Origin of the sequence: Pelobacter seleniigenes DSM 18267, assembly GCF_000711225.1 — a bacterium.
GTDB classification, from domain to species: Bacteria; Desulfobacterota; Desulfuromonadia; order Desulfuromonadales; family Geopsychrobacteraceae; genus Seleniibacterium; species Seleniibacterium seleniigenes.
In genome coordinates this window covers 39907-51284 of the sequence record NZ_JOMG01000002.1, presented here as the reverse complement: position 1 = coordinate 51284, position 11378 = coordinate 39907, and the positions used below count along the sequence as shown (strand labels likewise).

Below are 11378 nucleotides of genomic sequence, written 5' to 3'. Positions count from 1 at the left end.
TATTATTGTTCAATACTCTCATTGGAAAGAATTTTTTTTCCACCCGCAATGAGTGCAGCCAAGCTATCGGCCTGTTCCTGGGTCAGACGATCGGCAGAGAGGGCCAGTTGCAGGGTCCTCTGGCCGAGAACTCGGTAGAGCTCAAGCTGATCATGGGAGACCTGCCGCAGCGCGGCCAGATGTGCGGAGACAGTGCCATCGTCATTGCGGACAATCGGGCCGGTTAACCCTTGCTCAGGACCCAAAAGCAAAGTATTGGACAGAGTCGCCTGAAGGAGGGGGCCGAGAATTCTCAGGGCCTCCTGGTGATCAATGCCACACCTCACCAGCAGATCCCTGGCGCTGCCGAGCAGGGTCACCAGGTAGTTGGAGGCCAGACTTGCTGCCGCATGATAAAGGGCTTTATGTTCAGCTGAGAGCATGAAGGCCGTTGCGCCGAGTGCCGCAATCAACTCCTTGCCAAGGGCGACTCCGGAACTGTTTCCTTCCAATGCGCAGGGGCAGCCGAGGAGCCGGGTAAATGCCTGCCCGGAATCTGCAAAGGGGAGCAGGGGATGCAATGACAACAGTGCCAGGTCCGGGTTTTGCGAACCCATGATGGCCGCAGGGTGCAACCCGCTGAAATGAACCAGCCCGGTGCCCTTCCCAAGACCGACTTGTGTCATTATCCGGCTCGCCACGGTGGCTATGGCATTATCCGGGACCGCCAGCAAGATCAGCTGGCCAGCACCGGCCATTTGCAGATCCGTTGTCGCTGCTTGTGTCGAGCAACCGATGAAGGCACAGGCGGTCAGGCTGCGTTGATGGTCCCGGGAGATGACTGCTGTTATCGGATACCCGGCCCGGAAAAGGCGCTTGCTGATTGCGCAGCCGACTTTACCGGGCCCGATTAAGGCAATAGCCTGTTTCATGCAACCGTTACCTGTAGGGAGCCGACTTGTTCAATGTCCCCCTGCAGCTTGTCCCCACTGACGATTCTGGACACGCCGGCCGGGGTCCCGGTCAGGATGATGTCGCCTGGCTCGAGGGTGAAATAGGTGGAAATTTCGGCGACAATCTCTTCTACGGAGCGCATCATTTGTGCGGTTGTGCCCTGTTGCCTGAGCTCGCCGTTAACGGTCATGGTCAATTGGATATTGTTCGGGTTATCAACGGCTGTAACCGGCACAAAATCAGAGAGTGGACAGGAGGTGTCAAATCCTTTCGCTATTTCCCAGGGTAACCCTTTGCTTTTTAATTCATCCTGCAGGTCTCTCAGGGTCAGATCAATGGCCACACCATATCCGGCCAGATGAGATAATGCGGTGTCTTGCGAAATATTTTTGCCGCCGCGGCCGACCAGCAGGGCCAGTTCCAGTTCATGATGACAATTAGAGGAATAACTTGGAATTTCAATGAGGCCGCCATTTTCCAGCAGGCTGGTGGTCGGTTTGCAAAACAGGACGGCACGATCCGGAACCTTGTTGCCCAGTTCGCGGATGTGGTCAAGGTAATTGCGGCCCAAGCAGATGATTTTTCCAACATTGTAAGTGGTTTCGCTTCCGGTGATTCGAACTTGGTGCATGGTTGTCTCCATGTTGAATGACGTTGAGGGGGAAAGATTCGTATAGGAAGATAGCGGGTTTATAGAGCAAAATGCAAGAGCTGTCGATGCTGGTCCCCCGGTTTCCCCTATGCTATATATAGAGAATTTCCACCCTTTTGCAGAGGTATCATGTTTTTCCCTATTGCCGATACGCCGAACCCGCCGGGGCGTCCTTTTGCCACCTGGGCTCTGATAGGAGCCAATGTCGCCGTCTATCTGCTGGTGACCTTGCCTGCATCCATGGGTCAGGTCGATCTGACGGACCCGACGCTGCTCGCCTATCTGAAAAGCCTCGGTGTGCAAGGGCCGGTCTCGGCGCGGCAGGTGTTACAGCATATCTCCAATTATGATCTGCTGGTCTTTCAATACGGGTTCCGACCGGCGGACTTCTCCTGGCTGACCCTGTTTACGTCACTGTTCATGCATGCCGGGTTTCTGCACCTGGCAGGGAACATGCTGTTTTTATATATATTCGGCGACAACGTCGAATATCGGCTTGGCCGCTTTTGGTATCTGTTAACCTATCTGGGCTGCGGCGTTTCGGCCACCCTGTTCTTTGCCTTATTCGCTGGCGGCTCGCAGGTCCCATTGATCGGTGCATCCGGGGCCATTTTTGGCGTGCTGGGCTGTTATTTTCTCTGGTTTCCGAAAAATAAAGTGCGTTGTTTTTTGTTCCTTTTCCCTTTTCTGATGACTAATATTTATCTGTCCGCCCGCCTGGTACTCGGATTTTTCCTGGTTATCGACAATATCCTGCCGTTTATCCTGACCTCCGGCGCCGGTAGCGGAATTGCACATGGAGCCCATATCGGAGGTTTTTTGGGAGGGCTGTCCATCGCCTGGGGCGCGGAACGGATCAGTGTTCGACCCCGCCGCCGCAATCGCCCCCCAAATCCGATGCCGGAAGAGTCCCCGCAAAATATCGTCGATGCCCTCAACCACGCTCTGGAAACAGGACGCACCTCTGCAGCGGCGGATTATTTTTTGCATTTACCTGGGCGGGCGCAGCGCCAGCTCGTTGCGTCGTCCACTATTCTGGCGATCGGTGAATATTTACTTGAACAGGGGCGCCTACAGGAAGCTTTGCAGGTTTTTAGGCGTTTCATCGCCGAACATCCCAACGACCCTTGTCTGGACCGCGCTTATCTTGGTGCCGGCAAGACAATGCTGCACAATCGCAATTACCTGACCAGCGCTTACCATTATTTTCTGGCTGCACATGATTTGGCGCAAAGTGAAGAGGTGGCTAACGAGGCCAAGCGGAATCTCCGGCGGATTGAAGTCGGGGGGTGAAAATGTACCCTGGCGAGGTTGGCTTTTAACAGAATTGCGGACGGTTAGATGTGGTCACTGACCACCAGGCGGTTTCTGCCTTTCTCCTTGGCCTCATACAAGGCCTTATCTGCAGCGGCAAGCAGTTCAGCCGCTGAGCATTCCCCGGAAGGCTGCATGGTGGCCGCTCCCAGACTGAGGGTAACAAAGGGATCGATGCCGGAGTCGCAGTGCTCTATCTTTAAGGCCGCGACAGCTGCCAGGACCCGGCTGCCGACATGCAACACCCCATCGATATCGATCTCCGGCAAAAGCAGGACAAATTCTTCGCCACCGTAACGGGCCGCCAGGTCGGCCGGTCTTTTAACGGCATTTTTAAGCGCCTGAGCCACTTGATACAAGCAATCGTCGCCAGCTTGATGGCCGTAGCAGTCGTTGAATTTTTTAAAGAAATCAATATCGATAAGGATCAGAGAGAGGGGTTTTTCCGAGCGGTTCAGACGTTGCCATTCCTGCTCGAGAATTTCATCAAAATAGCGTCGATTGGCAATCTGGGTAAGGCCGTCCATCCGTGCCATTTGTGACAAAAGGCAATTGGCCTCTTCCAGTTTCTGCTCGGTTTCTTTGCGGGAGGTAATATTTTTAAACTGACAGATAATCGCAGCCGTGCCGATAATAGTCAGCATCGGCGCAGCATTAAGAATATAATGCCGCGGATCGTTATCCTTGTTTGGAATGACAATGTCAAACTCTTGTTTCTTGCGGGTTTTGCAAATTTCCAGCGGGCAGTTTTGCTGATAGCATGAGCCATAATCCAGCAGCTCACTGCAAATATGGCCGATGACCTCTTCCGAGGGCTTGCCGAGTAACTCAAGCATCGCATCATTGGCCCGGACGACGATTCCATCATCCCTGATAATCCAGATTGCATCGGTCACTGAGGCGAAGATATGTTCCAGTTCCATACTGGATATCTCGGCAAGAAGCTGCTGCTTGTTGCTGGCCGCAATGGCTGTCTCCATGGCGTCCTGATTTTCCTTAAGTTCTGCACAATCTCGTTTTAACTGCTGGTTTTCGCGCAGAAGTTGAGAAAGTTCCATATTCTCGGTTGGATTCGACAGCAGGCTCATAGAAAGTTAAAAACCATGAATAGCGCCAAAACCCGGACGTTTCAGCGAAGTAATAAGGTCGTTTCCTGATTTACGGAAATAGTAACCGATTGCTTTTTATCTGTGTTGGACATTTCTCAAAGAAAAATATTTGTTCATTATAGTGTTCAAACGTTTTCAGGGCAAGGAATATTTACACTCTTTTTATTCATGTATCCGGAGAGCAGACAGGCGGGAACATTTATTCGCCGGACAAACGGTCAGCTTGAAGACAGCTATCGGGCTCGTGTCTATGGGTTGTCTATCCGGAAAAGTCTAAAAATTCTTAAGGGTAACCAGATCTGCCCAGGCCATTTGACCGGTTGCCGTTTTTTTTTTCAGGTCCTTCCGGGCTCCTGGGATTAACTTTTGGGCAAGCTTTTCTAGTCTGGACACCGAAAGGAAGATCGGTTACAGTAACCCCGATTTTTCAACAGTCCCGGCTATCCGGGACTCTAAACTAAAAATTAGGAGGAAGACCATGGCTCATGTAATTTCTGAAGAATGTATTGCTTGTGGCGCATGCCAATCAACCTGCCCCGTTGACGCAATCAGCGAAGGCGATATCTACTCTATCGATCCCGGCACCTGCACCGATTGCGGCGCCTGTGTTGATTCTTGTCCGGTTGATGCGATTTCTGCTGAATAATTTTTTCTCAGCATAAAATTGTCATAGGAAAGGGCGGTGCTGCTTGGAGTGGTACCGCCTTTTTTTTATGGCGGTCGGTAACAATTGGAAATTCAGGCCTGGGTGCTGCGTGCGATAGGGAGGAGATCAGTTGTTGGCAGGTTTTGAAGATGTGACGTTGACGCTGAATTCAGCGAGATTCTTGGGCAGGTCCTTGAAGACAATATCAAACGGAATGGTCTGTTTGCTGTTGACTTTCATGTTGCTGAGCTCTTTACCGAACTGATTACCCATCATTTTTTCAAGCTCATTGAACGACAGGGTTTGGACCTCATGATCGGAGATCGGGTTGCCGCAGAAAACTGTTTTCTGCAGCAACTGTTCGCCACTCTGATCAAAAATAACCCCCTTGACCTGAATGGCGGAACGCGGCGTCGCATAGTTGTTGATCGCCTTCCCCCGAATCAGAAAGACTTCGCCAACCTGCTCATTCTGCATGAATTTCCCTTCCAGGTCGGTCAGGGTGATGCTGCCGGTTTGGGTCGGCGACTCGTCCTGCTGGCCCAGAAATTCCTTGATGGTCTGGTTGAATTGATCCGGACCGTTGATATAGATATTGAGACCGATCAGGATAACGGCTGCCAGCAGTAACAACAACACCAGGCTGATAATGGTTCCCCAAGGACCGGATTTTTTCTTTGGCCGGGCAACCCGTTGCGGTGTCGCAGCCTCGGGCTCACCGGCACTATGCGGAAATGCACGGTTCTCCGACTCCGCCTGAACAGACTGGCGGTTTGCAGCCGGCTCCGCAACCGGTTCTTCATGATGACCGGCAAAAGAGAACTCGTCCTCGGCTTCTGACCGCGTAGCTGCTCTGGGCTGACTGGTCTGGACGGTGCCGGAAGGCTCTTCATCCCCGAAACTGAAATTGGCAGTGCTTTCTTCGGTTTCCTGAGTATCCAGATCCTGGAATTGTTCGTAACTGAAGCTTATGCTTTCTTGGTCCACATCTTCCTTGAACGTGGTTGTCAGCGGTTCGTTAGAGGGGGGATTCTCTGCGAGAAAGACATGTTTGCACCGTGCACACCGGACCTTTGCTCCGCCGGCGGGAATCCGCTCAGAATTGACGTTGAACTTGGTGGAACATTCAGGGCAGACGATAATCATCAGTCGCTCTCCTTTATCTGGACAAAATTAATGCGGACAAACCGATTTTTGCGAATAGCTGGAACCAGTTAAGAATATCAACAAACTATAAGCAAAAATTAATACAATTGCACCAGAAAAACGAGCATTATTCCTCATCAACAACATAAATATCGGGAAGATTGCGATATTTTTCGTCATGGTCGAGGCCATAACCGATAATGAAACCATCATCCATGGTGATCCCGACATAATCAGCCTCAATTTCGACTTCGCGGCGGGCCTTTTTATCGATCAGGGTACAGATCTTCAAAGTGCGGGGTTCCTGAAGAAGCAATTTATTGTAGAGACATTCAAGGGTATAGCCGCTGTCAATGATATCTTCGACGATAATGACATTACGACCCCGGATCGGCATCTCCAGCTCTTTGCGGAATTCGATGATCCCTGAGGTCTGGGTTCCCGAGCCGTAGCTGGCCAGCCGAACAAAATCAATCACCGACGGAACTTCAATCTCCCTGATCAGATCGGCAATGAATAAAAAGGAACCTTTGAGGACGCCGACCAGCATGACCTCCTGGTCTTGAAAATCCCGGCTGATCTCCTGGCCGATTCGTTTGACTTCTTGAGCAATGCGTTCTCTTGAAAATAGGATGCTGCGGTTATCTTCCGCCATCGTGATCATAATCTCCTTAGCTGAGTTCAGCCTTAAAAACCTTTTTTGCAGGTTAGCCATCCTTTGCGGGCTGTGCGAAAGACCCAAGGCTGGTTAACTTTTTACAATTGTGGACATTAAATTAAGTTGCGTCGTGCTGCCGGGAGTTTTGCGGAGGACCCGCTGATAGCCGATCTGTCCCCGGGCAAGTGAAACGCAATCTATAACAGGAAGAAACTCAGCGTGTCAATTGTAACCGCATTAACAGATCCTGTCATGTCTCTGCGAATTATGTTAGGATTCTGGACTGTTAGCTGATCGAGTTTTCTTAACTGGTAAAGGATATCCGTTATGCGTTGTGCTCTGCTGTCTGTTCTGCTGTTGTTATTTCCCGCGTTCTGCTTTGCCGCACCGAAGTTGACCCCCGAAACCTTAAATTATGACTTTGGTGCCATTGTCCAGGGCGAAACCGTCGAGTACAGTTTCCGTTTTCAGAATTCCGGTGACCAGGTGCTGGAGATCGGACAGGTCCGGACGTCCTGCGGTTGTACGGCCGCGTTGCTCTCGGCTCGCAGACTTGCCCCCGGGGAGATCGGCGAGTTGAAGGTCCGGTTTAATTCACAGGGGTTTCGAGGCAAAATTCACAAAACGATCACTGTCGATACCAATGATCCCGAACAGTCTTCGGTCATTTTTAATTTGCATGGGATGATTACTCTTGAGCTTTATGCGACCCTGGAACGAGTGAATTGGGGGCGGGTGAAGGAACCTGTTCCACTTCAGGATCAATTCGATATCGTCAATGATTCCAAACATGTGGTGACCTTGACCGGGCCTCAGATTGCCGGTGCGGGGATCGCCGCCAACATCAGCCGGCTGCGTCTTGAGCCGGGCCAGAAGGCCACTGTCAATGTCACAGGAGAGTTTTTAGAGGGTAACAATCGAATTGCCGGTTATGTTATCATTTCGACGGATTTTTCAGCGGTTCCTCAAATTAGAGTGCCGGTTTCGGCACGTTTGTCAACCAAGTAAGTCTGGGACAAATGAATTTCAATGATGAAGGAGTTCGTATGAGTGCATCTGCCAGTCCGAATGAACGGAGGAAATTCCTCGGAATTCTTCTGGGGGCTATCGGCGCGATCATTGCCGGAGCTTTTGCTTGGCCGCTGGTTCGTTTCCTGTCGCCAAATAATAAAGGGGGGGCGGCTCAGCAGGTGAAAATCCCCAAAGAGAAGGTCGCGGTCGGGGGTGCCCATTTCTTTTCCTATCAGGGGCGGCCCGCGGTCCTTCTGGAACCTGAGCCCGGCCAGTATGTTGCGTTAAGTGCAGTGTGCACTCATTTGGGATGCATTGTGAAATGGGTTTCGGACTCCCAGGAATTTTTGTGCCCCTGTCATGGCGGACGCTTTTCGCCTGCCGGGCAGGTCCTTGGCGGGCCACCGCCCAAACCGTTGACAACTTACGCTGTCAAGCTTGATGGCGAAACTATCCTGGTCGGTTGAGGAGGCCTGTCATGAAACTACAAAAAGGAGTCATGGACTGGTTGGATAGTCGCCTTGGGATTCGCGAAATCATGCACGCAAACATGGGAGGCTACCTGCTGCCACGGAATATCAATATCTGGTATACCCTCGGTGCTGTGTTGCTGGCCATGTTCGGTCTGCAGTTCCTGACCGGGATTCTGTTGCTGATCTTTTACGTTCCGGACACGGAAAAGGCCTTCACCAGTGTGACGGCGATTATGAACAGCATTCCCTATGGCTGGTTGATCCGCTACCTGCATGTGGTCGGTTCCAACCTGATTATTGTGCTGCTGCTGCTGCATATGCTGTCGGTCCTCTTTATGGGGAGCTATAAACGGCCTCGTGAATTGACCTGGCTGTCCGGGTTCATCATTTTTAACCTTGGCCTGGCATTTTGCCTGACCGGCTATCTGCTGCCTTGGAGCCAGCTGTCTTTCTGGGCGACCACCGTTGCTACCGATGCTGCGGGAGCCGTTCCGGTGGTGGGTGATTTCCTGGTTGAATTTTTACGCGGAGGGCCATCTGTTGGAGCCCCGACCCTGGGCCGATTCTTTGCGCTGCACGTCATGGGGCTGCCGATGCTATTTTTGGGACTGGTCGGCTTTCATCTGTTCTGCGTCAGGAGAATTGGCATTTCCAGCCCGCCGTTTGGCGATGATTATCGACCGCTGGAACCGGCCCGCAGTTTCCACCATGATGAACATCCTGGCGGGGTGCCCTTCCATCCCAACTACACCATTAAAGATCTGTCCATGGTCTTTTTTGCCCTGGCCGCACTGGTTGCGATTACCTTTTACGCGCCCTGGCTGTTTATCCCGCCCGATGCCCTGGAGCCGGCGGACCCATTTACGACTCCGGCCCATATCAAGCCGGAATGGTATTTCCTCTGGGCCTATCAGACGTTGAAGATTTTCCCCAGCAAGTTGCTCGGGTTGGCCTCGCAAGGGGCGGCGATGGGCTTTTTGGCAGTGTTGCCGTTCTTGGACCGCAGTCCTGAGCGGAGACCGGCAAAACGACCTGTTTTTGTGACTCTATATCTGCTGGGAATTCTGCTTTTTGTCGGATTGTCGATTTGGGGGCATTACTCATGAAACAGTCTTTTTTGGGTATTTCCATTGTGTTGCTTGGTCTGTTTGTTTGTTTTACCTCAACAGCTGCCTTCGCTGCAGAAGACACGGTCTGCATACAATGTCACAGTGGTCAGGAAGGTCGGCTGGCTGAGCCGGTCGAGTTGTGGCGCAGCAGTGTCCATGCTGCCAACGGGATCTCCTGTAATGATTGCCACGGCGGGGATCCTACCGATTTTGCTATGGCCATGAGTCCGGAGCGCGGTTTTATCGGGGCTCCGAGTTATACCGAGGTTCCTGATTTTTGTGGTCGCTGTCATGTCGGGGTCAAAGAGGATTATATGGCCAGTGCCCACGGTAAGGCTCTGGATGCCGGTGGTGCGCAGTGTGTCATCTGCCACGGTAATCACGCTGTCAAAGCGGCGAGCATTGATTTGATTAATGAAGAGAGCTGCTCACGCTGCCACGATTATGAACGAGCTGCAAGGGTCAAAGAAGAGATCAGTTCAACCGAAACGACCCTGGCCAAGCTGGAGCAAGCGGTCTCTTCTCTGCATCGATTGGGAATCGATACCAAGCGGCTGGAAGAAAGCCTGTTCGCATCCCGCAATTCGTTCCGGCGCATCTTCCATACGGTCAATATTGATAAGATCAAAGCACAAAAGGCTGAGGTCACTGATAAATTGAAGGGGACCAGAGCCGCTATCGCTGATTATGAAAGCATCCTCGGGAAACGTAAACTGGCCGGCGGGGTGGTCGTTTTGCTGCTGTTGCTGGGTGGGGCGATCGCGCTGCTGATCCGTCGCAGCTACCATGAGGAGGAATGATCTTGGCCTGGCAAAGCTAGCCAGCCGCTAATCCTCGGGCGGTTGAGAACTCTGGATTGCTAACATGACGGCGGGAATTTTTCCCGCCGTTTTTTTTGTGCCCGGCCGGGTCCTCATTGTCTGCTCACACTTTTAAGCTAGGCTGTCGTTAAACAGCCGAGTCATCTCAGCCAATGGAGAGCCAGCATGAGTCTTTCGCAAATGTCACCAGAACGTTCCGCCAGCCTGAAATGCCCCTTTTTTCAAATCCGTGGAGATCGCTGCCAGGCCAGATGTTCGGCCGTTCCAACATATTCAACGCGGCGGCAGCTGTGCGAATCGGATGATTACGATCGCTGTCCCACTTATCTTGCGGTTATCCTCTGTCAGAGCAAGCCGTTAAGGGTCGATTGCGACTGGTTGGATGCCGATGGCGGGCGGTGTTTAAAATAACCCGGCTGGTCAGTCCCAGCCCAGATTCCTCTGCAGTTTGCGGCCTAGATACAGGCCGATGGCCGAACCGAATACAGACGCAAAATATGCGGTCATGATGCCCCATCCGGCTCCGCAGTACCAGCCGATGCTGCCACCGCAACTGACTGCAATCAGCATGATCATCCGCTTCATGGGCAGGTCCGTTCTTTTTGCACCGAAATTGTCAATTCAAAGATTTCACCGTCCGACAGATAGATGGGAAACTGGATTGCCGTCTGGTCTTCAGGGATATTCAGGTCGTCCCGATCTGGAGTGTGGATGCGGGCCGGGGTGATATCGATGGCGTATCCCAGTTGGACCGCCTTGTTGACCACATTGCCGCAAACGATTTTTACAAATTCCAAAATTGGTTCATCCAGTGGTTCTGACTGATTTCTGGTCGTTTGCTCCTGTAAAATGGCATTGGCAATCATAGTTCGGGTATTTTCCGAAACCGTCAACAGATAGCGGGCACTGACCACCCCTGAAAATCCCATTTCAACGATGACCGGGCGGGACGGAATTTTGTCGATCGGCACGCAGGGTCCCGGGCGAAAAGACAGCCCTGCTATTCTTGTCAGCATTTTATAGGTCAGGTCCGCGACCATTTCCCAGATCGGGCGGTGGGGGACTCCGGCCGGGATCGTGATTTTCTCGGAGAGATAGGACTGTTGTTCGCCATTAAAAGCCTGCAGATGGTTATCTAGCTGCTCTTCCGTAAGAGCTCCTATTTTGACCAGCGCCTGGCCGATGAAGAGATGCTGGCTGCGCTGTTTATTGAGCACGTGCTGCACCTGATCAGGGCTAAGAAAGCCAAGTTGAACGGCCATGTCGCCGAATTGCAGGTCCTGATTGCGCTGGGCACGATGGATGGTCGCGGCCTGTTCTTCGCTGAGCAACCCCATGGCAATCACCATCTCGCCGAAGCGAAGATTGTTTTTTTCTTGTAATTCAATGGCTTGTAATAAATTCATCCTGGTAATAATTTTGTGTTCAACCAGGTATTGCCCAAAAAATTTGACGGCCATAAATGCTCCTTTTTAAAAACCGCTCAATTATGCAGCTTAAGAAACG

At 51.9% G+C, this 11378-nt stretch carries 13 protein-coding genes; 6 read left to right on the top strand and 7 right to left on the bottom strand.

What is annotated here, in order from left to right; translation table 11 throughout:
* Positions 1-2: 2 nt before the first annotated feature.
* Positions 3-911 carry a Rossmann-like and DUF2520 domain-containing protein gene (locus N909_RS0102820; protein WP_051689474.1) on the bottom strand — a complete coding sequence of 303 codons (909 nt, stop codon included), beginning with the start codon at positions 909-911 and terminating at the stop codon, positions 3-5.
* Entirely contained in the window at positions 908-1564 is a 657-nt protein-coding gene (locus N909_RS0102815; RefSeq protein WP_029911059.1) for a fumarylacetoacetate hydrolase family protein, read from the bottom strand. Before N909_RS0102815 ends, N909_RS0102820 begins: the two co-directional genes overlap by 4 nt.
* A gap of 150 nt (positions 1565-1714) precedes the next feature.
* Here N909_RS0102815 and N909_RS24330 point away from each other — a divergent pair, with 150 nt between their 5' ends.
* Positions 1715-2878, top strand: coding sequence for a rhomboid family intramembrane serine protease (locus tag N909_RS24330; RefSeq protein WP_051689473.1), 1164 nt, complete (start codon positions 1715-1717; stop codon positions 2876-2878).
* 44 nt (positions 2879-2922) lie between these two features.
* On the opposite strand, the gene N909_RS24325 is transcribed toward N909_RS24330, so the two are convergent.
* Positions 2923-3879, bottom strand: a complete 957-nt coding sequence (locus N909_RS24325) for a diguanylate cyclase domain-containing protein (protein ID WP_162179104.1) — start codon at positions 3877-3879, stop codon at positions 2923-2925.
* A gap of 607 nt (positions 3880-4486) precedes the next feature.
* On the opposite strand from N909_RS24325, the gene N909_RS25025 reads away from it, so the two are divergent.
* On the top strand, positions 4487-4654 hold the full coding sequence (locus N909_RS25025; RefSeq protein ID WP_063336382.1) for a DUF362 domain-containing protein: 168 nt from the start codon (positions 4487-4489) through the stop codon (positions 4652-4654).
* Between the two features lie 126 nt (positions 4655-4780).
* Here N909_RS25025 and N909_RS0102790 read toward each other — a convergent pair whose 3' ends face one another.
* The gene (locus N909_RS0102790; protein ID WP_029911044.1) at positions 4781-5800 is read right to left on the bottom strand and encodes a DUF3426 domain-containing protein; all 1020 of its coding nucleotides are present in this window, start codon (positions 5798-5800) and stop codon (positions 4781-4783) included.
* A gap of 127 nt (positions 5801-5927) precedes the next feature.
* The gene (gene hpt / locus N909_RS0102785) at positions 5928-6464 is read right to left on the bottom strand and encodes a hypoxanthine phosphoribosyltransferase (protein WP_036682810.1); all 537 of its coding nucleotides are present in this window, start codon (positions 6462-6464) and stop codon (positions 5928-5930) included.
* A 321-nt stretch (positions 6465-6785) separates the two neighbouring features.
* Here hpt and N909_RS24320 point away from each other — a divergent pair, with 321 nt between their 5' ends.
* Genes N909_RS24320 through N909_RS0102765 form a run of 4 tightly spaced genes read left to right on the top strand, consistent with a single transcriptional unit; the run spans position 6786 to position 9851 of the window.
* Positions 6786-7466 (top strand): DUF1573 domain-containing protein, encoded by a 681-nt coding sequence (locus tag N909_RS24320; protein ID WP_051689471.1) that lies wholly within the window; start codon positions 6786-6788, stop codon positions 7464-7466.
* A 38-nt stretch (positions 7467-7504) separates the two neighbouring features.
* Positions 7505-7936: a QcrA and Rieske domain-containing protein gene (locus tag N909_RS0102775; RefSeq protein WP_029911036.1), complete on the top strand. Its 432-nt coding sequence runs from the start codon at positions 7505-7507 to the stop codon at positions 7934-7936.
* A gap of 11 nt (positions 7937-7947) precedes the next feature.
* Positions 7948-9048 carry a cytochrome b gene (locus tag N909_RS0102770; RefSeq protein WP_029911033.1) on the top strand — a complete coding sequence of 367 codons (1101 nt, stop codon included), beginning with the start codon at positions 7948-7950 and terminating at the stop codon, positions 9046-9048.
* Positions 9045-9851, top strand: a complete 807-nt coding sequence (locus N909_RS0102765) for a cytochrome c3 family protein (protein WP_029911030.1) — start codon at positions 9045-9047, stop codon at positions 9849-9851. Before N909_RS0102770 ends, N909_RS0102765 begins: the two co-directional genes overlap by 4 nt.
* A gap of 441 nt (positions 9852-10292) precedes the next feature.
* Here the strand turns inward: N909_RS0102765 and N909_RS25520 are convergent, their stop codons facing one another.
* Positions 10293-10457 (bottom strand): hypothetical protein, encoded by a 165-nt coding sequence (locus N909_RS25520; protein ID WP_155005851.1) that lies wholly within the window; start codon positions 10455-10457, stop codon positions 10293-10295.
* Positions 10454-11332: a cyclic di-GMP-binding domain-containing protein, MshE-related gene (locus N909_RS0102755; protein ID WP_029911027.1), complete on the bottom strand. Its 879-nt coding sequence runs from the start codon at positions 11330-11332 to the stop codon at positions 10454-10456. The genes N909_RS25520 and N909_RS0102755 overlap by 4 nt, the downstream gene beginning before the upstream one ends.
* Between the last annotated feature and the right edge of the window lie 46 nt (positions 11333-11378).